Genomic DNA, 21,998 nt, shown 5'->3' with positions numbered 1-21,998 from the left:
ATAAACCGTCCGGTCGGTCAATTATAAGAGCTGAGGCGTAACGCTCGTTACGGACTTGGGAGGAGACACTATGCCAACACTGCTTGGCCGGCATTACAGAATGTTGAGCGCTGCGTTCTCGGTGATCAGGAAGCCGCGCTCTGGAATGCCGGTTTCAGTATTTTTCGATCCGGCAAACCGACACAGCATTGCGCTGCCCCGCCTGGCACAATCGAGGTCAGCCGGCGTCTCCAATTCGCTCCGTAGTCATCAGCAATGCGTGGCCGGCGGAGCGTTTACTCACCACAGCCGTCTTCGTTGCATCACTGACCGGAGCTCTCACAGCAGCTGAGCCCGGCTGCCCGTCACTTCGGAATTTTCACACTCTGGGAGGAAATTATGAAAGTTACCAATACAGCTCTCGCCACCTTGATGGTTCTGGGAACAGTCACAGGCGCCGCCGCCGACATCAAGTTGGGTGCCAGCCTGTCCGCGTCCGGCCCTGCTGCATTCCTTGGCGACCCGGAAGCAAAGACCCTTTACATGCTCGTTGATGATCTAAACGCCAAGGGCGGGATCAACGGCGAGAAGATCGAGCTGGTGATTTACGATGATGGAGGGGATCCGAACAAGGCGCGCACCTTTGCAACGCGGCTGGTAGAAGATGATGAAGTTGTTGCCATCATCGGTGGGTCAACGACGGGTACGACCATGTCCATCCTGTCGGTTGCCGAAGATGAGGGTATTCCGTTCATCTCACTCGCTGGTGCAATCCAGATCATTGATCCGGTGCGCGATTATGTCTTCAAGACCCCGCATACCGACCGCATGGCCTGTGAGAAGATCTTCACGGATATGCAGAAGAACGGCATCACCAAGATCGGCATGATTTCCGGCACCGGCGGATTTGGTGCGTCGATGGAAGCGCAATGCGTTGACGTTTCTGGCAATTACGGTGTCGAGATTCTGGTTCAAGAGACCTATTCCCGCCAGGATGCGGACATGACCCCGCAGCTTACCAAGATCAAGTCCACTGAGGGTGTTCAGGCTGTTTTGAACCCCGGTTTCGGTCAGGGGCCGGCCATCGTCACCCGGAACTATGCCCAGCTTGGAATTGATCTGCCTCTGTATCAGAGCCACGGGGTTGCCTCCGATGGTTTCATTGAGTTGGCCGGAAAAGAAGCTGCCGAAGGCGTGCGTCTTCCAGGCACCGCGCTGCTCATTGCAGACATCATGGAAGAGGGGGACCCGCAGAAGGAAGTGGTGATCGCCTATAAGACTGCGTACGAAGAAGAGTACGGCGAAGCAGTCTCGACCTTTGGCGGCTATGCGCATGATGCCTTCCGACTGATGACGGATGCAATGGCCCGTGCGGGCAGCTCGGATCCAAGCGCTATCCGCGATGCTCTTGAAGCAACCAGCGGCATGGTCGGTACAACCGGCACCTACACCTTCAGCCCGGACGATCACCTGGGGCTCGATCTCAGTGCGTTCCGCATGCTGGAAATTCGCGACGGCAAGTGGACTTCGATCGACTGACGCCATTTTCGGAGGCCGGGCGACAAGTCCGGCTTCCAACCTTGCACCCAAAATCCCGCTTAGGAGACGTCGATGGACGCATTGATGCAGTTCGTCTTTTCCGGCTTGACCGTCGGCGCGGTCTACGCCCTTGTCGCGCTCGGCTTTACCATCATCTACAACGCCTCTGATGTGGTGAACTTCGCACAAGGCGAATTCGTCATGCTCGGCGGCATGATCACCGTTTTCGCCTTCGATGCGGGTCTGCCGTTGCCCTTGGCGGCTTTGATTGCAATCGTGGCAACAGCAGCCATTGGTGTGGCGCTGAACAAGTTTGCGATCGAGCCTGCGCGGGGAGCGCCGGTCGTCTCCCTGATCATCATTACCATCGGCGCTTCGATCCTGATCCGCGGTGCGACACAGGTCCTGTTCGACAAGCAACTGCACCGTCTGCCTGCCTTCTCAGGGGACGATCCGATCCATCTTCTCGGCGCAACTTTGTTGCCGCAAAGCATTTGGGTGATTGGTGGAGCCTTTGCGATTTTCATAGCGCTTTGGCTGTTCTTCACGCGCACGCTTTTGGGAAAAGCAGTTTTGGCAACCGCGAACAACCGGCTCGCAGCACAGCTTGTCGGCATCAACACCGGTTTTGTCATGACCTTGTCTTTTGCCTTGTCAGCGGCCATCGGCGCGCTGGCCGGTGTTCTGGTCACACCAATCACGCTGGTGAGCTATGACGTCGGTGTTGGCCTCGCCCTCAAAGGGTTTGCGGCTGCAATGCTCGGCGGCATGGGAAATCCGAAAGGGGCTTTGGTCGGCGGGTTGCTGCTGGGCCTGTTTGAAGCCCTGACGGCTGGATACATCTCCTCCCAGTACAAGGAAGCGGTCGCTTTTGTCGTGATCCTTGCTGTGCTTTTTGTCATGCCACAGGGCCTTTTCGGTCAAAAGACGACAGAAAGGGTCTAGGTGATGACACTCAAAAACAAATGGATTCAACTGGCCATTCTGGCTGCAATCATCGTCATCCTGCCAGCCTTTTTCCCGTCCGGTTACTACTACCGTGTTGGCGCGCTTGTATTCGTGAATGCTCTATCCGTGGTCGGCTTGGTGATCCTGATCGGTTACGCCGGTCAGATCAGTCTGGGACACGCGGGGTTCGCCGGAATTGGTGCCTACGCCTGCGCTTTGGCACCGGTTCATCTCGGCATCCCGCCGGTACTGGCCATTTTGCTTGGCGCTGCGATTTCTGCTGTGCTCGCCCTTATGATCGGCCGCCCGATTTTGCGCTTGAAGGGATATTATCTCGGTGTTGCAACGCTCGGATTTGGCATCCTTGTCTCCATGGTGCTCTCCAATGAACGCGGATTGACAGGTGGCCCGGATGGAATGGCGGTTCCAAGTCTTGGTTTGCGTCCAATCCTGAGGGACATGGGGCTTCGGCTGTCCGGCGGTGAATTCTGGTACATCTTCAATGCGGCCGCGCTTCTGATCGGGATCTGGATTGCACTCAATCTCTACCAGAGCGCGACCGGGCGCGCGATGCGCGCCCTGCACGGGTCAGAGACCGCAGCGCAAACCGTCGGCATTGATGTTGCGCGTTTCAAGCTGCAAGCGTTCATCATCTCAGCTGTCTACGCGTCGGTGGGTGGCTCGCTTCTGGCCTTGCAGAACGGGTTTATCACTCCCGATGTTGCCGGTTTCATGCACTCGGTGGAAATGGTCACCATGGCTGTCCTCGGCGGTGTCGGCTCGGTCCTCGGTGCAACATTCGGCGCGGCGGTCCTGACGCTCTTGCCGCAGATTCTGACCGTGTTCCACGACTATGAGCATCTGGTGCTCGGCCTCGTCATGATCCTGGTGATGATCTTCCTGCCGCTTGGCCTTTTGCCGTCCCTTGCAGCGCGTATCAGATGGAGGGGTGTCTGATGAGCATTCTCGAAATCAGCGGCCTTGGCATCAGTTTCGGGGGGCTTCGGGCGGTGAACGATGTCGGGTTTTCGGTCAAACCGGGTGAAATCGTATCGGTTATCGGCCCGAACGGGGCTGGCAAAACAACCCTCTTCAACATGATCTCCGGTGTCTATTTGCCGGATGCGGGGTACGTGAAACTAAACGGGGAAGACGTGACCGCTAAGGCCCCAAATCTCCTCGCGGAGAAGGGGCTGACACGAACCTTTCAGAACCTGCAGATTTTTCAGGGAATGACGGTTCTGGAAAATGTGGTCGCCGGATTTCATCTGACGGAAAATCCGTCTGTCTGGGCTGATCTGTTATCGCTCCCCTCTGCTCGGCGGCGGTCTGCGGAAGTGCGCGAACAAGCGTTGCTGCTTCTTGAAAAGGTGCATCTGTCAAAGGCTGCCGAGGAAGAAGCCGGGAACCTTTCTTATGGCGCGCTCAAGCGCCTTGAGATTGCGCGTGCCTTGGCTGTTGGTCCGCAGGTTCTTCTGCTGGATGAACCGGCAGCTGGCTGTAATGCGGTCGAGACGGAGGAAATTGATGAGCTCATCGCGGAGCTTGCCAAATCCGGCATCGCGATCCTGCTCGTGGAGCACGATATGAAAATGGTGATGCGGATCTCCAATCACATCGTGGTGCTGGATCACGGCGAAAAGATCGCTGAAGGCACGCCGGAGGACGTCTCCAGGAACCCGGATGTGATTGCCGCCTATCTCGGCACGGAAGAGGAGCCCGCCCATGTTGACGGTTGAGGGCCTGCGGTCGGCCTATGGTCACATCGAGGTGCTGCACGGGATCGATCTGGAGGTGACATCCAGAGAGATCGTGACTGTGGTCGGCGCCAATGGAGCGGGCAAAACCACCTTGCTGAAATGCTTGTCCGGGACGCAGTCCGTCACCGGCGGAGACATCCGGTTTCGCGGCGATGCGCTGACAACCGTGCCCGCCTACAAGCGTTTGAAACGTGGATTGTCGCAATCGCCGGAGGGACGTCAGATCTTCACGAATATCACGGTGGAAGAAAATCTGCGTCTCGGCGCGTTTCTTTTCACCGATGATCGGGTCGAAAAGGATATGGAGGACGCCTTCCAGATGTTCCCAATCCTGCGGGAAAAGCGGAACCTGGCAGCGGGTGGCCTTTCAGGTGGGCAACAACAGATGCTGGCGATTGCCCGTGCCTTGATGGGGCGGCCACATTGCCTGTTGCTGGATGAACCTTCAATGGGCCTGGCGCCTCTTCTGGTCGCGCAGATCTTCGATGTGGTCAAGTCCTTGAGGGAAAAGGAAGTGACCGTTCTGCTGGTTGAACAGAACGCTTTTGGCGCACTCAAGATCGCCGATCGAGGTTATGTCATGGAAACGGGCCGGATCACGCTTTCTGGGCCCTCGGACGAACTTATCGCCGATCCGCGTATCCGTGAAGCCTATCTAGGGATCTAAACTGATCAGTTAAGGGCTGCCGTCGATTCCCGCACAACAAGGTCACCGGGGATCTCTTCATCTCCGGTGGCGTCTGCGGGTTCGAAGATCCGATCAATTGCTGTGCGTGCCAAAGCGGCGGTCGGCTGGCGGACAGTCGTCAGCCTGGGGACGACAAGAGCTGCCAGCGAGATGTCATCGAAACCTGTAACGGAAAGATCTCCAGGAACGTCCAGTTTCAAGTCTCGAGCTGCGCGCAAGACCCCAATCGCCTGCTGGTCACTGGCCGCGGCAATTGCGGTCGGGCGATCACCGCTGTCCGCAGTTTCTGCAAGTATCTCCCGGCAGACCTCTTCGCCGGAATCATAATCGAACTGGCCTGCGTGGATAGTCAGTTCGATTGGATCATCAGGTGTTGAGAGTGTCTTTATCTGGGTAACAAATCCTTCGCGACGGCGGCGGGCCACATCCATGGTGTCCGGCCCGGCTATGTAGGCGATCCGCCGATGGCCAAGCTGATGGAGATGATCTGCAATCTGAGCTGAGCCGTCGAAATGGTTTGTGCTGACCAGCGCATGGTCGCCAAGACGGCGGTCAAGCGAGACGATTGGAACCTCAGCCTCGTAAGGGTGGTTGCTGTCAGATGTCGCAACAACAATGACACCGCGCACGGAGCGGTCCAGCAAGGCCGCGATCTGGATCTTTTCGGTTTCCAGGTCGTCATCCGAATTTGCCAGCATGACCGAGTGGCTGCGGCTGGCCGCTTCCTTTTCGATATCCTTGGCGAGTTGCGCAAAGAACGGGTTGGTAATATCCGGCACCACCAGCCCTATAACATCGATGCTGTTTGTACGCAGTGCCCTGGCTGCCAGGTTGGGTTTGTAGCCAAGCTCGTCCATGGCTGCCTGCACCCGCAGCTTCAGCGGTTGTTTGACCGTATCGTTTTTCGCAAGAACCCTGGAAACCGTCCCGACTGACACATCGGCTTTGCGCGCGACATCCTTTATCGTCGGCATAGACAGGCTTCTCCCTAAATACTGTAGTCCCAGCCGACTGCGGGCCGCTGTTCCTTTTACTGCCTCTTTTAGGCCAGCGCTATACCAGGCCCGGCGCGTAGAACCGGTCGACCTCGATTCGGGTCGGCAGAGAAGCCGATGCACCCTTTCGGGTGGTTGCAAGGGCCGCAGCATGCATAGCAAATCGTATCGCGGACCGCATTGAGGCACCTTCTGAGAGCGCAGTTGCCAGCGCGCCGTTAAAGCAATCCCCAGCAGCCACCGTGTCAATTGCGGTTACATTCGGAGCAGGTTCTACGCTGTCTTCATTTCCAAAGGACCAGGCGACGCCTTTTTCCCCGAGCGTGATGATCGCACCACTCAGTCCAAAAGAGCGCAGGTGCCGCGCGCCGTCGCGGGCTTCGTCTAGCGTTTCTGGTGTTTTTCCCAAGATGGCACCAGCCTCACTTGCGTTCGGGGTCAGCACATCAAAAGCGGCAATCACATCCCTGGTCCAGGCCGGGTGAGGGGCTGGAGCTGGATCCATAATCACCAAAGCGCCACCAGCGCGTGCAAGTTCCGCGGCTTTCAATGACGTTTCCAGGTTGATTTCGTTTTGAAGGAGGACGACACCGCTTAGGCTTAGCTGGTTTGAATGTGGCCCAAGGTCTTCGGGCTGCATCTGACCATTGGCGCCACTTGCCAACCGGATGATGTTGTCGCCGTCTGGCCCAACATCGATGAATGCCATGCCTGTTCCGCAATCGCGTTTTTCGATTAATTCCGCGGTGACGTTGAACGCTGTCAGCTGATCTGCGGCGACGCGGCCAAAACCGTCTTGACCAACTGCGCCGATCATCGTGGCATTGGCGCCGAGCTTGGTCGCTGCAACAGCCTGATTTGCGCCTTTGCCACCCAATGTATTGGCGGTTTCCCGGACCATCACGGTTTCACCGATTTTTGGCCAGCGATCGAGATAGCTGAAGAGGTCGATGTTTATGCTGCCAACGACAGTAACCGGCTTCAAAATTACGCTCCGCTCATGGGGTTCGGATTGTGTATACCGTATTATTTTGCCTCAGCGGAAGATGTGTCCGCTGAGGCTTTAAATATAGGCGATCAAGTCGCCGCGTACTTGGCGCGGTAATGATCAAGGATGACTGCAAAGATGATGACCACACCGGTAATCATCTGGCGCATGAAGTCGCTTAAACCGATAAGGATCAAGCCGTTTGCGAGCACACCAATGATGAAAGCGCCGAGCAGTGTCCCGATTACCGAACCCCGGCCGCCGCTCAAACTGGTGCCGCCGATGATCACTGCAGCGATCGCATTGAGTTCAAAACCGATCCCGGCGATCGGGCTGGAGATGTTGAGGCGGGCCATATACACAACGGCCGCGATACCGGCTGTGAAGCCGCATATCGTGAAGGCTGCAATCTTGTAGCGACGCACCGAATGTCCGGCCAAACGGACGGCTTCCTCGTTGTTGCCAATCCCGTAGAGCAATCGCCCGAAAACTGTGAAGTTCAACACGAACCAAGCCACGAAGACCAGGAGCAGCGCCACCAGGAATACGACAGGCACGCCATAGATCATGGCGGACCCGAATTCCTCAAATGCATAGGGGAAGGAGTAGATTGTCTGCGCATCGGAGACCTGCAATGCCGCACCGCGGGCAATGTTCAACATGCCAAGAGTGATAATGAACGATGGCAGCGCCCAATAAGCACTGATGGCGCCGTTGATGAACCCGCACAGCACACCGGTCAGCGTTGCGGCAATCACCGCAAGTGCAATTGCCTCGGCCGGCCCAAATCCGGGAAGGGTGATGGCTTTGCCGGCAACAACCGCCGCAAACGCCATCACCGACCCCACCGACAGGTCAATGCCGCCGATCAGAATGACGAATGTCATGCCAACGGCGAGGACCAGATTGATGGTGATCTGGGTCAAGATGTTGGTGATGTTGTTCGGTGTCAGAAAGTGTTCGGTGAACACGGAAAAAAATATGATTAGAGCCAGCAAGGCGAGGCCGATGCCCGCGTTTTGCAAAACTGTCCGGAAGGAAAATCTGGATGGAGCCGGGAGCGTATCGGTTGTTGTCTGGAGTGTCATTGGCTGTTTCCTCCGGCCAGTTCGGTTTGCCCGTAGGCCAGTTTCAGGATGTTTTCTTCAGAGAAATCGGCGCGCTGAAGCGAGCCCTGGATCTGGTGTTCGGCAAGAACGAGAATGCGATCTGCCAGCGTCATGAGTTCCGGCATTTCGGACGAGACCACCAAAAGAGCAACGCCGTTGCGGGCCAGATCTTTCAAGATCGCGTAGATTTCAGCCTTTGCGCCGACATCGACGCCTCTGGTGGGCTCATCCAGCAACAGGACCTTTGGGTCACGTGCGAGCCACTTGGCCAGCACCACCTTTTGCTGGTTTCCGCCAGACAGGCTTGAGGCAGGGTCGGCTGTCTTGCCGTATTTAAGTTTCAGTTTTTCGCCGGCCTCCATGGCCTGGCGCCGCTCAGCTGCGAATTTGAGGAGACCGGATTGCGACACGGCCTTCATGTTTGCGAGCGAGACGTTGGCCGATATCGGCATATCGAGGATCAGGCCTTCGTCCTTACGGTCCTCGGTTACGAAGCCAATCCCGGCAGCTATGGCGTCGCCTGGACCTGAAAAACGGGCGGTCTTGCCATCCCGTTGAACTTCTCCGGACCGGATCGGATCAATTCCGAAAATTCCGCGCAGGATTTCAGTGCGGCCCGCTCCGACCAGCCCGGCGATCCCGACGATCTCGCCATAGCGCAAGTCAAAAGACATACCCGTTTCGGTCGGATTGGCCTGAGTGCAGATATTTTGGACACTTAGTGCGATGTCGCCGAAGGCTTTTTGTTCGTCACCGGAAACCATCTCCCCAGCAAGTTGGCGGCCGACCATTCTTTGGACAATACCGTCCGGCGTGGTCTCGGCGATCAGGTCAGTTGCGATTGTGCGGCCGTTGCGAAACACCGTGACCCGATCACAGATTTCGAAGACTTCATCGAGGTGATGGGACACGAAAACGACTGTCACGCCGTCTTCCTTGATCCGCGAGACAAGTTCGAAGAGACGCTTGGTTTCACGCTCCGTCAGTGTGGCGGTCGGTTCATCGAGGATCAGAATCTGGCTCTCGGACTGCAGTGCCCTTGCGATTTCAACAAGCTGCCGGTGGGCGATGCCAAGGGTGCTCACAGGGGCTTTGACATCGATATCAGTCAGCCCGATGGCGTCCAGCGCCTTGCGGGCACGAGAGTTGAGTTCTTGCCGGTCCAGGAGCCCAAACCGGTTGCGTGGCAACTTCTCGATCGAGATGTTTTCCGCAATTGTTAGATGCTCAAGGAGATTGAATTCCTGATGAACGACCTGGATACCGCGTTCCTTGGCCTCATGTGGCGACTGCGGGCGGTATGTCTGCCCGTCCAAGGAGATCGCACCGTGGTCGTGAGGGAAGACGCCAGACAGGATCTTAATCAAGGTGGACTTGCCAGCGCCATTTTCACCGACCAGCGCATGCACTTCTCCCTGTTCGAGGAAGAAGCTCACGCCGTCGAGGGCCTTCACACCGCCGAAGTATTTCTTCAGTCCTTCAACCGATAAAAACGGCGTGGAATGCGCAGGGGCCTGCGCCGCGGTTTGCGTCGCTGCTACCATGGTGCGTCCAGTCATATCGTAATTGGAAGAGTTTGATTTGCCCCCGCCCAAGGCTGACCAAGCGGGGGCACATGGGGCCGATTATTGAGCGGCCACCAATTCGATCGGGGTTTTGACCCAACCTTTGAGTTCATCACCGCCGCCGACGACCTCGAGCGCCAGATCAATGGCGTTTGCGGCCATGTCGGTGCCGAATTGGTCGACAGTTGCCAGCATCCGGCCGTCCTCGATCATCGGGCTTACAGCCGGGATGTTGTCGAAACCGACAACCATAATGTCGGTGCGGCCAGCGCTTTCCAGCGCCTTCACCACGCCGATGGCCATGGAATCGTTGGCAGCCATCACGCCCTGGATGTCCGGGTGTGCGGTCAACATGTTGGAGAAGACGGTGTTGGCTTCTTCTGTTTCCCAATGCGCGGTGCGGCTGTCGAGAAGGTCGAGCTTGTATTCTGCGACCGAGTCTTCAAAGCCCATGCGGCGCTGGTTGGCATTGTCTGCGCCCGGGTTGCCTTCGATGATGACGACCTTGCCGCCTTCGCCAAGTTTTTTGCCCAATGCATCACCGGCAAGTTTCGCACCACCGCGGTTGTCCGGGCCGACAAACGCCAGCTCGATGCCCTGTTGTTTCTTGGCATCTTCATCGAGCGCGACGTCGAAGTTGACAACGACAATGCCCGCTTCCATCGCCTTCTTCAGCGGTCGCACCATGGCACGGCTGTCAGCAGGAGCCACCACAATTGCGTCCACCCCCTGCGTGATGAAGTTTTCGACGGCGTTGATCTGACTCTCGAAGTCGGTTTCGTTCTGCATGCCGACGGCCAGAAGTTCATAGTCGCCACGCTTTTCCTGGTGGGCTTCGGCCCCTGCCATCATGTTTTGAAAGAACTCGTTTGCGAGCGATTTCATGATGAGGCCGACTTTTGGCTTGTCATCTGCCATGGCGGTGCCAGCAAGCAAAGCGAGACCGGTCGCTGCGGCGGCAGCGAGCTTGAATATCTTCATTATTTCCTCCCAAAGAAGACTGCCGTCCCTCCCTCCAGACTGGCAGGTGAACAGGCTCCTAAGTGAAAGCATGACTCCCGAAACAGGTCAATATGAAACGTTTCATTTTTTTGAATGCATTCAAAATTTGATGCCGATTTTCATTTTGAGGAATTCGCCGAGCGTTCAGAAGCCTCTGATACAAGACGCGAAAATGAGTTTTCCAAACTGGCTCGGTGTCGGTTGTTGAATTGTGAAAACATAACATTTTACGGGTTAGCATTCGGGAGTTTTCCCTGTTGAGCAGTTCGGCGGTCACCAGAGCCGCACAAAAAACAAGCGCCATTTTTTGCCGTTTGTTCAAAAAAAATGCTCTTGCAGGCCCTGCTTAACTTGTGGGCACGCCGGATTTGTGATCATCTTTTGGGGTTAAAAAAGCACTCCAGGGGTTTCCAGATGTTCACCGTTAAACCGTTTTCAAAGGTCCGCCGGGGCCTTTTGGCGGCTGCAATGACTGTCACAGCCGTTGCCGCCTTGCCGATGTCAGCTGCACAAGCGGCAGATCCAATCAAAGTTGCTGCGATCTATACCGTACCGGTCGAGCAGCAATGGGTGAGCCGTATTGATAAGGCGCTGAAAGCTGCCGAAGAGCGTGGCGATATCACTTACACCTTCTCTGAAAACGTCGCGAACACCGACTACGAGCGGGTGATGCGCGAGTACGCAGAGCAGGGCATGGATCTTGTTGTCGGGGAAGCATTCGCTGTGGAGCGGGCCGCACGCAAGGTCGCCGCAGAGTATCCGGACACAGCGTTCCTTATGGGGTCTTCTTTTGGCCCGGGAAAACCAAACTTTGCCGTTTTCGACAACTGGATCCATGAGCCGAGCTATCTGTCGGGCATGATCGCGGGCGCGACCACCGAATCCAACATTATCGGCATGGTCGGCGGGTATGCCATTCCAGAAGTGAACCGTCTGATGCACGCGTTCATGGACGGGGCAACATCCGTGAACCCTGACGTGAAGTTCCTCGTGACCTTCATCAACTCCTGGTACGATCCGCCCAAGGCCAAAGAAGCTGCATTTGCGATGATCGATAAGGGCGCTGACATCATGTACGCTGAGCGCTTTGGTGTTTCGGATGCGGCAAAGGAGAAAGGTCTTCTGGCCATCGGCAACGTCATCGACACATCAGCCGATTATCCGGGCACGATCCTTTCCTCGGCACTTTGGCATATGGAGCCGACGATTGACCGTGCACTTGAGCAGGTAAAATCAGGCACTTTCGAACCGGCCGATTTTGGCCGTTATAGCTTCATGGGCTATGGCGGCGGCAGCTTCATTGTCGATGAAGGCCTTGCTCCGGCTGATGCCGTTGCTGCCGCAAAAGAAAAAGAACAGGAAATTCTCGATGGCCTGTTCCGCGTCAATGTGAACGACAGCGAACCGAAATCCACGATGTAAGCAGCGCCTGCTGTTCTATCTGGCGGTCATTGGGTTCGACGCCTGTGACCGCCAGTGACCTGCCGATGTTTTCCCTTGTCGGACAAGAATTCAAAAACCACCGGAGGTTGGCATGGCGCCGCCAGCAATCGATGCCCCCGTCCTGTTGCGGCTTGAAGGCATCACCAAGCGCTTTGGCGCGTTGACAGCCAATGGCGATGTGTCGCTGGACCTGAGGCAAGGGGAAATCCTTGCACTTCTCGGAGAAAACGGTGCCGGCAAAACCACGCTGATGAACATCCTTTTCGGTCACTATGTGGCCGATGAAGGACAGGTGCTTGTGTTGGGGGCGCATGGCGCCCTTGAAGAGTTGGAGCCAGGCTCTCCGCATGCCGCACTGGATGCTGGCATCGGGATGGTGCATCAGCACTTTACGCTCGCAGAAAACCTGAGCGCCTTCGACAATATTCTTTTAGGCACAGAACCTCTTTCCGCCATAAAGTCTGCCCGATTGCCGGCACGCAAAAAGCTGGACAAGCTGATGGAAAGATCCGGATTGGCGGTCAATCTGGACACGCGCATTTCCAATCTCTCGGTCGGGGAAAAACAGCGCGTTGAGATCTTGAAAGCGCTTTACCGGGATGCGAGGATTCTTGTCCTTGATGAGCCGACGGCAGTTTTGACACCGCAAGAATCCGAGACGCTGTTTGCCACGTTGACGAAGCTTGCAGGCGATGGGCTCGGGATCATTTTCATTTCGCACAAGCTGGCAGAAGTGATGGCATCCTCCCACCGCGTTGCGGTCTTGCGCAGAGGCCGGAAAGTGGCGGACCTGCCGACTGAAGGCAGCTCGCAACGCCAATTGGCCGAGCTGATGGTCGGGCACGAGATTTCCGAAACCGTACGCGAGCCCGGTACTCCGGGTGCGTCGCTTTTTGTCCTGACCGGCGTCGCAGCGGGACACGGTCGCGACGCGATCTCCGATGTTTCGTTGGACTTACGAGCCGGTGAAATCCTTGGTATAGCCGGGGTGTCTGGCAATGGCCAAACCACGCTGGCACGGGTTATTTCCGGTCTTGAGACGGTGTCGGCTGGCAAATTGATGCTGGAAGGCGATGAGCTCGGGCAAGTCTCTGCGCGTCAAATGATTGACATCGGTCTGGCGCGCATACCCGAGGATCGTCATCACGACGGCATAGTGGGCGCGATGACCGTGTCTGAAAACCTTGCGATTGAGGCGATCCGCAAACCAGAAAACCAGCGCTTCGGTATGCTCCGGTTTTCGGCGATGCGGGACCGGGCGAAGGATCTTATCAAGGCCTATGATATTCGCTGCCAAAGCGAGGCAAGTCCCGCTCGGTTGCTCTCTGGCGGTAATATTCAAAAAATCGTTTTGGCGAGAACGCTTGAAACGGAGCCCAAGGTCGTGCTCGCCGCCCAGCCCTCGCGCGGGCTTGATGTCGGTGCCACGTCCGACGTTCACAAACGTCTGCTTGCAGCACGCGCCCGCGGTGCAGGCGTCATTCTCATTTCCGAAGATCTGGATGAACTCATGCGTCTTTCCGACCGCATCGCCGTCATTCATCGCGGCCAACTCTCACAAGCAGAACCGACGGAAGACCTCGATCGCGGCAAGCTCGGTCTGCGTATGGCCGGGCACGATGGGGAAGAAGCTGCATGATCCGTTTTGAACCCAGAGGTCCGGTTACCGTTTCCAAAGTCATCAGCGTGACCGTGGCAGCCGCTGTTGCCGCCCTCGTTTTGGCGGCTGTCCCGATGCTGTTCGCAGGTCTGTCAGTTTTTGAAGCCTATGGCCTTATGATCAAGGGCGCATTTGGGTCAGCCTTTGCCTTTACCGAAATGCTGACCCGCGCAACGCCGTTGATCCTGACAGGACTTGCCGCCGCCGTTGCTTTCCGGGCAAAGCTTTGGAACATCGGTGCCGAAGGTCAGCTGTATGCTGGAGCGTTGGCCGCTGTTGCGGTCGGTACCGGGCTGATCTCCGGGCCTTCCTTCGTGCTTATCCCCGCCGTCATTCTTGCCGGGGCCCTGATGGGCGGGCTGGTCATGTTGGGGCCGACCCTATTGAAAACCCGCCTCGGCGTCGATGAAGTGGTGACGACGCTTCTCCTGAATTTCGTCATTCTGCTGTTTGTGCAGATGATGCTGGAAGGCCCTATGAAGGACCCTATGGGGATGGGATGGCCGCAATCGGAACCCATTCTCGATGAAGCCGCGTTGCCCAAGCTGTTGGACCGGATGCGCATCCATTGGGGCCTCATCATTGCGCTCATTTCCGCGCTTGGCGTTTATTTTCTTTTGAAACGAACGGTCTGGGGGTTTGAAATCCGTGCTGTCGGAGAAAACGCGTCCGCAGCCCGTCATGCCGGTATTCCTGTCACGGCAACCTTCATTCGGGTTGGATTGCTCTCCGGTGCGCTGGCGGGCCTTGCCGGTGTGGGTGAAGTTGCAGGGCTGAAAGGATATCTGACAGCAGACCTGTCACCGGGTTTCGGGTACTCCGGTATCGTCGTTGCCATGCTGGCAGGGCTGTCGCCTATAGGCGTTGTCTTTGCTGCGCTCTTTATTGCAAGCATCTTCGTCGGTGCAGATTCCATGTCCCGCGCCACCGGTGTTTCAAATTATCTGGCTGATCTGATCGTTGCGATGGCGCTTTTATGCGTTCTTGTCTCCGGCTTGTTCTTGAGGTTCAAGATCCGCTTCGTCGGCGCGCCGCATGCGAAGGAGGCCTCGAAATGATCGAGATCCTCGATATTCTTGTATCCGAAAACTTCTGGGCGGCCTCTTTACGCATCGCCACGCCGCTGATTTTCGGTGTCATCGGCGCGCTTATCTGTGAGCGTGCCGGGGTGCTCAATCTTGGGATCGAAGGCATTTTTACCGCAGGTGCCATGGCTGGCTGGATGGCGGTTTGGCTCGGAGCAGGGCTATGGGGCGGTGTGCTTGTCGCCGCATTGGCCGGCGGGCTGTTCGGGTTGCTTCACGCCATCCTGACGGTGCCGCTCGGATTGTCTCAGCATGTCTCGGGGATCGGCGTCACCCTGTTCGCGACATCGCTCAGTTACTTTATTTACCGGACCGCTCTGCCGGATGTGTCGTCGCCGCCGCGGATTGAAGCGTTTCAGCCGTTGGATATCCCGATCCTGTCCGATCTGCCGTTTATTGGTCCTGCATTGTTCCAGCAAACCTCGCTGACGTTTCTTGCACTGATCCTGGTGCTTGCGACAGGCTATGTGCTTTATCGCACGCCGCTCGGTCTTGCGATCCAGGCTGTGGGCGACAATCCGTCGGCTGTCGAATCGCAAGGGCTCTCGGTCTACGGCCTGCGTATGGGCGCAGTCGTTGTCGGCTCGTCGATCATGGCGCTGGGCGGAGCGTTTTTGACCATGTCGGCCTTTGATGCCTTCTTCTTCGGCATGGTCAATGGCCGCGGCTGGATCTGTATTGCTTTGACCGTTTTCGCCTCCTGGCGGCCCGGAAAAGCGCTGATCGGCGCGTTGTTGTTCGGTGCGTTCGACGCGTTCCAGGTTCGACTTCAGACAGAAGTCGGCAGCTTCATCCCTGGACAGGTCTTCCTGATGATGCCGTATATCCTATCCATTATCGCGCTGATCGTGGTGGCCAGGAAAGCTGATTATCCGCGGGCGCTGCTTGTTCCTTATTTCCGCGGCCAACGCTGACAGGTGTTCTTCGATGTCCTTCGATCTACTCGTTAAAAACGCTAACTTGCCGGATGGCCGGACCGGTCTCGACATTGCCTGTAAGGATGGTCGGATTGCGGCCGTCGAGGCCGGTATAACTGCGGACGCGGCAGAGGTGATCGATTCCACTGGGAAGCTGGTGTCTCCGCCCTTTGTTGACAGTCATTTTCACATGGATGCGACCCTCTCGCTTGGTCTGCCGCGCATGAACCAGAGCGGCACACTTTTGGAAGGCATTGCGCTCTGGGGCGAGCTGAAGCAGATCCTGACCGTCGATGCCGTGGTCGAGCGGGCGCTGAGATACTGCGATCTCGCTGTTTCGCAAGGACTGCTTGCCATCCGCACCCATGTCGATGTGTGTGATAACAAGCTCACCGGCGTTCAAGGCCTATTGGAAGTGCGCGAAAAGGTTAAGGACTACATCGATCTTCAGCTGGTCGCCTTCCCGCAGGATGGCCTTTACCGCTCACCGAGTGCTGAAACAAACCTTCTGAAAGCGCTCGACATGGGCGTTGATATCGTTGGCGGCATTCCGCATTTCGAGCGGACTATGGACGATGGAGCGAAGTCGGTTCGCCGTCTTTGCGAAATTGCGGCCGAGCGTGGCTTGATGGTCGACATGCATTGCGACGAGACCGATGACCCGATGTCCCGGCACATCGAGACGCTCGCCTATGAAACGCAGAGACTGGGTTTGAAAGGCAAGGTGGCCGGCTCGCATCTGACCTCGATGCATTCCATGGACAATTACTATGTCTCAAAACTTTTGCCGTTGATCGCTGAGGCTGAGGTGCATGCGATCGCGAACCCGCTGATCAACATCACGCTCCAGGGAAGGCATGACACCTATCCAAAACGGCGGGGCCAAACGCGTGTTCCGGAAATGCGTTCCTATGGCATCAACGTTGCCTTTGGGCATGACTGCGTGATGGACCCTTGGTACTCGATGGGTTCCGGAGACATGCTGGAAGTTGCGAGTATGGGCCTGCACGTGGCTCAGATGACAAGCCGTGAGGCGATCCGCTATTGTTATGACTGCGTGACCAGCCATCCAGCCAAGGCGATGGGGCTTGAAGGGTACGGTTTGGAGAAGGGCTCCAAGGCGGATTTTGTGCTTCTGCAAGCGCGCGATACCATTGAGGCGATCCGGCTCAAGGCCACCCGGTTGGCTGTTATCAAATCAGGCAAGGTGATCGCAACATCCGAACCCCGTCAGACGCGTCTTAAGATTGATGGCCGCCCAGGGCTGGTCGATCCGGCAGACTACGCCCCTAAGGAACATTAGGCCTCGCCAAATGTCACGGCTGTGGTTGACACACGGCGCCACATCCGATGCCATTGCTTCTGTTGGTTCAAGACAGGGGTGGCGCGATGAGACTGTTGGTCAAAGTAAGCGGTGAAGCTCTGGCCGAAGGATCCGCAGGTGTCTTTTCGGACGCTGCGATCTCCAGAGTGTGTTCTCACCTCGTTGCGCTCGCTGAAAACGGTCACGAAGTTGCGGTTGTCGTCGGTGGCGGAAACATATTCCGGGGCACCAGCTCCTCAGATTGGAACATTGAGCATGTCGAAGCGGACAATGTTGGCATGCTCGGAACCATCGCGAATGGCATTCTTCTTCGTGCAAAGGTGGAAGCAACATCGGACATCGAAGTCCGGCTGATGTCAGCCGTCGATATACCGGCAATTGGCGAGAAATACATCCGCCGGCGGGCGCTGAGGCATTTGGAAAAAGGCCGGCTCGTCATCCTGAGTGGTGGGATCGGGCAGCCCTTTGTGACCACAGATTATCCATCTGTTCAGCGTGCAGTGGAGCTGGAATGTGCCAGTGTTCTCTGTCTGAAAAACGGTATTGACGGGGTCTACGACAGCGATCCGAAGACCAACCCGGACGCAAAACGATATCGGACACTTTCAATCGAGACCGCGATCACCAACTCCTTGGGGTTCATGGATCGTTCAGCTTTGGTCTTGGCCAAACAGCACAATGTTCATGTTCATGTCATTGGTGTTGATACGGGCATAGATGTTGTCGACGCGGTTGCCAGCGATGCTGTTGGGACGCGTGTGTCCCGCGATGCTGAAAGCAAATTTTACTGAGTCCCAGTTTCGTGTGTTACTGGCAACCGGACAAGCGCCAAGTCATGGTTGCCGCTTGTGTGAACAACGGGATGTTCTTACCCTTTCCGGAAAGCGACGCCGGGTCGCAGGTGTATTTGATGGGTGGATTGCGAATGCCAAACACAGTTTTTCTGAGGTTTCAGCCGATTTGGGCCCGGCTTGCCGGTGTTTTTGTCTCTTTGTTTTGTGCAGCCGGTGGTGTGATGGCGGCTCAAGAAGAGGTCGTGATCGAGGGTGTTCCGGTCGTGGTCACCGAGGAATCCATCAAATGCGATATTGACCCGGCTGACGTTCCCAAGGACATCAGCGTCAAGCGGCTGGTGGACTGCAGTTCCGCAGAACTTGTCGAAATTGACCTGCCCGGAGAGAGCATCGCGGCCATCAAGTTTACGATATCTCCTGATGATAAAAAGATCTCTTCCGGTACCCGAGCCGAACTGCGCGACATGCATGTTGCCAAAAACGGTGATGAAACCTGGTACCGGTTCTCAACGCTTCTGCCCGGTGATTTTCCAATGGAGTCAAAGCACCGATTGGTGATGGCGCAATGGCACGAGCGGGTGAATGAAGGTCAGGAAAGCCTGCGGCCGCCCTTGTCCCATCGCCTCTGGGATGGCCGGTTTGTTGTCACTCTTTGGAACGGTGAGCGCATCAAGAAGCTTGGAACCAAAAAGGGCGATGGCGAGATCCTTCATTCGCAGCCAGAACTTCAGCGCGAAGTGTTTCACGAATACGCTTACAAAGTCGTCTGGTCGCCTCAAGATGATGGTGAAATTGTCGGTTGGCGGCGTCAATGCCAACCCATCGATTTAGGTTGCTCCAACGGCGTATGGGAAGAGTTCATCCGCTACAACGGAGCAACCGGTTATACCGACAAAGAGGTCAACGGCTATTATTTCAAGATCGGGCTTTACACCGTTCGGGAATTTGATGTGCCCTTCACGGCTTACCATAACGGGTATGGCAGAGGCGCTTCTGCTGCCGACATCGGCCTCACCGATCCGATGTTTCAATAAGCGGTTCTCCGCCGAGTGCTGATGTCAGCCGGCCCGCTGCACTCATGACGGCGGAGCCAAAGCTCTCAATCTTGTCTTTTGTAACCCGGCTTGTTGGTCCCGAGATCGACAAGCCGGCTGCAATCTCGCCATAGTGGTTGAATACCGGCGCTGCGATGCAGCGCATGCCGAGGTTTTTCTCCTCCCCGTCAATCGAATAGCCGCGCGTTTGCGCCTGAGCCAGATCGGCTTTCAGGAGCGGTGCGTCGCATAATGTGTAGCTGGTAAACCTATCCCGCTTGGAGCTCTTCAGGATCTTCTCACACTGAGTGTCAGGCATGAAGGCGAGAAGGGCCTTGCCGATCCCGGACGCGTGCAGGGGAGACAAGGAACCAGGCGGAAAGAAGGCCCGGATGCTTGCATGCGTTTCCACCTGACTGACGAACAGCACCTGATCTCCTTTTTGTATGCCGAGATTGGCGGTTTCGCCTGTCTCTTCCATGAGCTCCCTCAGGATTGGCCGTGCTCTCTCAACAAGACTGGTGCGGCGTAGGAAGCGGGCCCCCACGATGAAGGCCGCGGGCCCGATGTGCCAGAGTTGCTGGGCTTGATCGAACTCGACCAACCCACGCGTTTCAAGCGTAAACAGGATCCGGTAAAGCGTCGCATTGGATTCTCCGGTCTGGTCGGAGAGCGCCGACAAGGAAACGCCCGACTGGGTGCTTAAGTGCTCGAAAACCGCCATTGCCCGATCGAGTGATTTGATGGTGTTCTGACCGCTCTTGTCGTCCCAGGCGCGCGGCCGGCCCCGTGCCTTTCTCCCGGTGATCAAGTCGTTTTCGCGTTCTGGCATGAGACTGTCTCAACAATTTATTGAAAAACTAATTCATCATATGAAAAATATATCTATTTGACAATATTGATGTTTTGTTGGATTTTAATTTCTAAAAAAGTTTTTTAAAAAAATTGCACGCTCTAGCTGCACTCCGGTACCGTTTTATGAAACCGTGAGAGGAAACGGCCATGAGCTTTCAAAATCCTGTTTTTATTCCAGGTCCGACAAACATGCCGGAGGCGCTTCGCAAGGCGTGCGATATGCCGACACTGGATCACCGATCACCGCTGTTTGGCGAAATACTCCAGCCGGCACTGTCGGGTGTAAAAAAGATACTCAAGAGCGAACTTGCAGAGGTTTTCATCTTTCCATCGACCGGTACCGGTGGATGGGAAACGGTGATCACGAACACACTAAGCCCGGGTGACAAGATCCTGGCTGCTCGCAACGGCATGTTTTCGCACCGCTGGATCGACCTTTGTCAGCGTCATGGGCTGGATGTTGTGATTGTTGATGCGCCGTGGGGAACTGGTTTGCCAGCGGAACGCTATGAAGAAATTCTGGCCGCAGACACGCATCATGAGATCAAGGCGGTGCTTGCTACGCACAATGAGACGGCAACGGGCGTTAAATCGGACATTGCCGCTGTCCGCCGGGCGCTGAACAATGCCAAGCATCCGGCGCTGCTGTATGTCGACGGTGTCAGCTCCATTGCGTCCATGGACTTCCGTATGGATGAATGGGGCGTCGATGCCGCTGTCACGGGATCGCAGAAGGGTTTCATGCTTCCTGCTGGTCTGGCAATCGTCGGATTATCACCCAAGGCGCAGGCGGCTGTAGACAAGGCGAAGTTGCCGCGAACATTCTTCGATATTCGCGACATGCGGAAGTCTTATGCGGTCAATGCCTACCCCTATACACCTGCGGTTGGACTGCTCAATGGCCTGAAAACAAGCTGTGACATGCTGTTATCCGAAGGACTGGATAATGTGTTTGCCCGGCACCATCGGATCGCAGAAGGCGTGCGCGCGGCGGTCCATGCCTGGGGGCTTCAGCTTTGTGCGGGATCCCGTGATGTCTATTCCGACACGGTCAGCGCCATTCGAACCCCCGAGGGCTTCAACGCCACCGACATCGTCACCCATGCAGCTGGGAAATACGGTGTAGCGTTTGGCGTTGGCCTCGGGGAAGTGGCCGGCAAGGTCTTCCGGATCGGGCACCTCGGCAGCCTAACCGACGTCATGACTCTCTCTGGTTTGGCAACAGCGGAAATGGTCATGGCAGATCTGGGTCTTTCCATCAAACTGGGCTCAGGCGTTGCCGCGGCTCAAGACTATTACCGCACCGAGGAGGCCGTTTCCTCAAAGGAGGCCGCATGAAGACCGACGCCCTGAACTCCTACATCCCAACCCTGGAGGACATGCTGGTTGCGCATGAACGGATCAAGCCATACGTGCATCGGACACCTGTTCTGACGTCTTCGTTCCTGAATGATCTGACCGGTGCTGAGCTGTTTTTCAAGTGTGAGAATTTTCAGAAAGCTGGTGCCTTTAAGGTACGCGGCGCGTCCAACGCGGTCTTCGGTCTCGATGAAGAAACGGCCAAAACGGGTGTCGCCACCCACAGCTCGGGCAATCATGCCCTGAGCTTGTCCTATGCAGCGGGCCGGCGGGGCATCCCGTGTCACGTGGTCATGCCGCGCACAGCGCCGCAGGCCAAGAAGGATGCCGTTCGCGGCTATGGCGGCATCATCACCGAATGCGAACCGTCGACCTCCAGCCGGGAAGCCGTCTTCGCCGAAGTGGAGAAAAAGACCGGCGCTGAATTCGTGCATCCCTACAATGACCACCGTGTGATCGCGGGGCAGGGGACATGCTCCAAGGAACTGATGGAACAGACTGACGGTCTCGACATGGTGATCGCGCCGATTGGTGGCGGTGGCATGGTCTCGGGCACGTGTCTCACCTTGTCGAACCTGGCGCCGGAGGTAAAGATCTTCGCAGCTGAGCCGGAACAGGCGGACGATGCAGCGCGCAGCTTTCGTGCCGGTCACATCATCGCGGATGATGCTCCAAGCACGGTTGCAGACGGCCTAAAAGTACCGCTGAAAGATCTGACTTGGCACTTTGTCTCCAACTACGTCTCGGACGTCTTGACGGCGTCGGAGCAGGAGATTGTTGAGGCCATGCGGCTGACCTGGGCGCGCATGAAAATTGTCATGGAGCCGTCCTCCGCGGTGCCGCTCGCGACAATCTTGAAGAACAGGCACATCTTCGCTGGCAAGCGCGTGGGTGTCATCATCACCGGCGGCAACGTCGACCTGAACAAACTCCCTTGGACCCTTTGAAGCCGTT

20 protein-coding genes are annotated in these 21,998 nt (G+C 56.6%); 14 read left to right on the top strand and 6 right to left on the bottom strand.

Features of this window, described 5'->3' with window-relative positions:
• Window positions 1-378: 378 nt before the first annotated feature.
• From RBB44_RS12045 to RBB44_RS12025, 5 genes are all read left to right on the top strand, one after another.
• Window positions 379-1,518: an ABC transporter substrate-binding protein gene (locus RBB44_RS12045; protein ID WP_306147609.1), complete on the top strand. Its 1,140-nt coding sequence runs from the start codon at window positions 379-381 to the stop codon at window positions 1,516-1,518.
• Window positions 1,519-1,590: 72 nt separating this feature from the next.
• Entirely contained in the window at window positions 1,591-2,463 is an 873-nt protein-coding gene (locus RBB44_RS12040; protein WP_306147608.1) for a branched-chain amino acid ABC transporter permease, read from the top strand.
• Window positions 2,464-2,466: 3 nt separating this feature from the next.
• Window positions 2,467-3,423: a branched-chain amino acid ABC transporter permease gene (locus RBB44_RS12035; protein WP_306147607.1), complete on the top strand. Its 957-nt coding sequence runs from the start codon at window positions 2,467-2,469 to the stop codon at window positions 3,421-3,423.
• Complete coding sequence (locus RBB44_RS12030; protein ID WP_306147606.1) at window positions 3,423-4,205, top strand: ABC transporter ATP-binding protein; 783 nt, start codon at window positions 3,423-3,425, stop codon at window positions 4,203-4,205. The genes RBB44_RS12035 and RBB44_RS12030 overlap by 1 nt, the downstream gene beginning before the upstream one ends.
• Window positions 4,192-4,893, top strand: coding sequence for an ABC transporter ATP-binding protein (locus RBB44_RS12025; RefSeq protein WP_306147605.1), 702 nt, complete (start codon window positions 4,192-4,194; stop codon window positions 4,891-4,893). Before RBB44_RS12030 ends, RBB44_RS12025 begins: the two co-directional genes overlap by 14 nt.
• Window positions 4,894-4,898: 5 nt before the next feature.
• On the opposite strand, the gene RBB44_RS12020 is transcribed toward RBB44_RS12025, so the two are convergent.
• The 5 genes from RBB44_RS12020 to RBB44_RS12000 all read right to left on the bottom strand — a co-directional run bounded on the left by RBB44_RS12020 (window position 4,899) and on the right by RBB44_RS12000 (window position 10,552).
• Window positions 4,899-5,888, bottom strand: a complete 990-nt coding sequence (locus tag RBB44_RS12020; RefSeq protein ID WP_306147604.1) for a LacI family DNA-binding transcriptional regulator — start codon at window positions 5,886-5,888, stop codon at window positions 4,899-4,901.
• 79 nt (window positions 5,889-5,967) lie between these two features.
• Complete coding sequence (gene rbsK, locus RBB44_RS12015; RefSeq protein ID WP_306147603.1) at window positions 5,968-6,894, bottom strand: ribokinase; 927 nt, start codon at window positions 6,892-6,894, stop codon at window positions 5,968-5,970.
• Between the two features lie 92 nt (window positions 6,895-6,986).
• Complete coding sequence (locus RBB44_RS12010; protein ID WP_306147602.1) at window positions 6,987-7,985, bottom strand: ABC transporter permease; 999 nt, start codon at window positions 7,983-7,985, stop codon at window positions 6,987-6,989.
• Window positions 7,982-9,550, bottom strand: coding sequence for a sugar ABC transporter ATP-binding protein (locus RBB44_RS12005; protein WP_306147601.1), 1,569 nt, complete (start codon window positions 9,548-9,550; stop codon window positions 7,982-7,984). The genes RBB44_RS12010 and RBB44_RS12005 overlap by 4 nt, the downstream gene beginning before the upstream one ends.
• 81 nt (window positions 9,551-9,631) lie before the next feature.
• Window positions 9,632-10,552 (bottom strand): sugar ABC transporter substrate-binding protein, encoded by a 921-nt coding sequence (locus tag RBB44_RS12000; protein WP_306147600.1) that lies wholly within the window; start codon window positions 10,550-10,552, stop codon window positions 9,632-9,634.
• A gap of 435 nt (window positions 10,553-10,987) precedes the next feature.
• Between RBB44_RS12000 and RBB44_RS11995 the strand changes: the two genes are divergently transcribed.
• From RBB44_RS11995 to RBB44_RS11965, 7 genes are all read left to right on the top strand, one after another.
• Window positions 10,988-11,995 carry a BMP family protein gene (locus tag RBB44_RS11995; RefSeq protein ID WP_306147599.1) on the top strand — a complete coding sequence of 336 codons (1,008 nt, stop codon included), beginning with the start codon at window positions 10,988-10,990 and terminating at the stop codon, window positions 11,993-11,995.
• Between the two features lie 112 nt (window positions 11,996-12,107).
• A complete protein-coding gene (locus tag RBB44_RS11990) occupies window positions 12,108-13,655 on the top strand; it encodes an ABC transporter ATP-binding protein (RefSeq protein WP_306147598.1) in 1,548 nt (515 codons plus the stop codon).
• The gene (locus RBB44_RS11985) at window positions 13,652-14,734 is read left to right on the top strand and encodes an ABC transporter permease (protein WP_306147597.1); all 1,083 of its coding nucleotides are present in this window, start codon (window positions 13,652-13,654) and stop codon (window positions 14,732-14,734) included. The genes RBB44_RS11990 and RBB44_RS11985 overlap by 4 nt, the downstream gene beginning before the upstream one ends.
• On the top strand, window positions 14,731-15,675 hold the full coding sequence (locus tag RBB44_RS11980; protein WP_209002528.1) for an ABC transporter permease: 945 nt from the start codon (window positions 14,731-14,733) through the stop codon (window positions 15,673-15,675). The genes RBB44_RS11985 and RBB44_RS11980 overlap by 4 nt, the downstream gene beginning before the upstream one ends.
• Window positions 15,676-15,688: 13 nt before the next feature.
• Window positions 15,689-16,981 carry an amidohydrolase family protein gene (locus RBB44_RS11975; RefSeq protein WP_306147596.1) on the top strand — a complete coding sequence of 431 codons (1,293 nt, stop codon included), beginning with the start codon at window positions 15,689-15,691 and terminating at the stop codon, window positions 16,979-16,981.
• Window positions 16,982-17,067: 86 nt separating this feature from the next.
• Window positions 17,068-17,793 carry a uridine monophosphate kinase gene (locus RBB44_RS11970; RefSeq protein WP_306147595.1) on the top strand — a complete coding sequence of 242 codons (726 nt, stop codon included), beginning with the start codon at window positions 17,068-17,070 and terminating at the stop codon, window positions 17,791-17,793.
• 134 nt (window positions 17,794-17,927) lie between these two features.
• Window positions 17,928-18,830 (top strand): heparin lyase I family protein, encoded by a 903-nt coding sequence (locus tag RBB44_RS11965; RefSeq protein ID WP_306147594.1) that lies wholly within the window; start codon window positions 17,928-17,930, stop codon window positions 18,828-18,830.
• On the opposite strand, the gene bhcR is transcribed toward RBB44_RS11965, so the two are convergent.
• Window positions 18,808-19,662 (bottom strand): HTH-type transcriptional regulator BhcR, encoded by an 855-nt coding sequence (gene bhcR / locus RBB44_RS11960; RefSeq protein ID WP_306147593.1) that lies wholly within the window; start codon window positions 19,660-19,662, stop codon window positions 18,808-18,810. The two genes, RBB44_RS11965 and bhcR, sit on opposite strands and share 23 nt — an antisense overlap.
• Window positions 19,663-19,832: 170 nt before the next feature.
• On the opposite strand from bhcR, the gene bhcA reads away from it, so the two are divergent.
• Together bhcA and bhcB are read left to right on the top strand one after the other, a co-directional pair.
• Complete coding sequence (gene bhcA / locus RBB44_RS11955) at window positions 19,833-21,023, top strand: L-aspartate--glyoxylate aminotransferase BhcA (RefSeq protein ID WP_306147592.1); 1,191 nt, start codon at window positions 19,833-19,835, stop codon at window positions 21,021-21,023.
• Window positions 21,020-21,991 (top strand): beta-hydroxyaspartate dehydratase BhcB, encoded by a 972-nt coding sequence (bhcB, locus tag RBB44_RS11950; protein WP_306147591.1) that lies wholly within the window; start codon window positions 21,020-21,022, stop codon window positions 21,989-21,991. The genes bhcA and bhcB overlap by 4 nt, the downstream gene beginning before the upstream one ends.
• Window positions 21,992-21,998: the final 7 nt, after the last annotated feature.

Source organism: Roseibium sp. MMSF_3247 (assembly GCF_030733765.1).
Taxonomy (GTDB): Bacteria; Pseudomonadota; Alphaproteobacteria; order Rhizobiales; family Stappiaceae; genus Roseibium.
The sequence above is the reverse complement of the archived record's forward strand: the minus strand, read 5'-3'. Positions and strand labels throughout refer to the sequence as shown.

What these genes read in the sequence shown, in the direction of transcription:
- RBB44_RS12045 (WP_306147609.1), top strand. Translation starts at nt 379, where the DNA reads ATGAAAGTTACCAATACAGCTCTCGCCACCTTGATGGTTCTGGGAACA.
- RBB44_RS12040 (WP_306147608.1), top strand. Translation starts at nt 1,591, where the DNA reads ATGGACGCATTGATGCAGTTCGTCTTTTCCGGCTTGACCGTCGGCGCG.
- RBB44_RS12035 (WP_306147607.1), top strand. Translation starts at nt 2,467, where the DNA reads ATGACACTCAAAAACAAATGGATTCAACTGGCCATTCTGGCTGCAATC.
- RBB44_RS12030 (WP_306147606.1), top strand. Translation starts at nt 3,423, where the DNA reads ATGAGCATTCTCGAAATCAGCGGCCTTGGCATCAGTTTCGGGGGGCTT.
- RBB44_RS12025 (WP_306147605.1), top strand. Translation starts at nt 4,192, where the DNA reads ATGTTGACGGTTGAGGGCCTGCGGTCGGCCTATGGTCACATCGAGGTG.
- RBB44_RS12020 (WP_306147604.1), bottom strand. Translation starts at nt 5,888, where the DNA reads ATGCCGACGATAAAGGATGTCGCGCGCAAAGCCGATGTGTCAGTCGGG.
- RBB44_RS12010 (WP_306147602.1), bottom strand. Translation starts at nt 7,985, where the DNA reads ATGACACTCCAGACAACAACCGATACGCTCCCGGCTCCATCCAGATTT.
- RBB44_RS12005 (WP_306147601.1), bottom strand. Translation starts at nt 9,550, where the DNA reads ATGGTAGCAGCGACGCAAACCGCGGCGCAGGCCCCTGCGCATTCCACG.
- RBB44_RS12000 (WP_306147600.1), bottom strand. Translation starts at nt 10,552, where the DNA reads ATGAAGATATTCAAGCTCGCTGCCGCCGCAGCGACCGGTCTCGCTTTG.
- RBB44_RS11995 (WP_306147599.1), top strand. Translation starts at nt 10,988, where the DNA reads ATGTTCACCGTTAAACCGTTTTCAAAGGTCCGCCGGGGCCTTTTGGCG.
- RBB44_RS11990 (WP_306147598.1), top strand. Translation starts at nt 12,108, where the DNA reads ATGGCGCCGCCAGCAATCGATGCCCCCGTCCTGTTGCGGCTTGAAGGC.
- RBB44_RS11985 (WP_306147597.1), top strand. Translation starts at nt 13,652, where the DNA reads ATGATCCGTTTTGAACCCAGAGGTCCGGTTACCGTTTCCAAAGTCATC.
- RBB44_RS11980 (WP_209002528.1), top strand. Translation starts at nt 14,731, where the DNA reads ATGATCGAGATCCTCGATATTCTTGTATCCGAAAACTTCTGGGCGGCC.
- RBB44_RS11975 (WP_306147596.1), top strand. Translation starts at nt 15,689, where the DNA reads ATGTCCTTCGATCTACTCGTTAAAAACGCTAACTTGCCGGATGGCCGG.
- RBB44_RS11970 (WP_306147595.1), top strand. Translation starts at nt 17,068, where the DNA reads ATGAGACTGTTGGTCAAAGTAAGCGGTGAAGCTCTGGCCGAAGGATCC.
- RBB44_RS11965 (WP_306147594.1), top strand. Translation starts at nt 17,928, where the DNA reads ATGCCAAACACAGTTTTTCTGAGGTTTCAGCCGATTTGGGCCCGGCTT.
- bhcR (WP_306147593.1), bottom strand. Translation starts at nt 19,662, where the DNA reads ATGCCAGAACGCGAAAACGACTTGATCACCGGGAGAAAGGCACGGGGC.
- bhcA (WP_306147592.1), top strand. Translation starts at nt 19,833, where the DNA reads ATGAGCTTTCAAAATCCTGTTTTTATTCCAGGTCCGACAAACATGCCG.
- bhcB (WP_306147591.1), top strand. Translation starts at nt 21,020, where the DNA reads ATGAAGACCGACGCCCTGAACTCCTACATCCCAACCCTGGAGGACATG.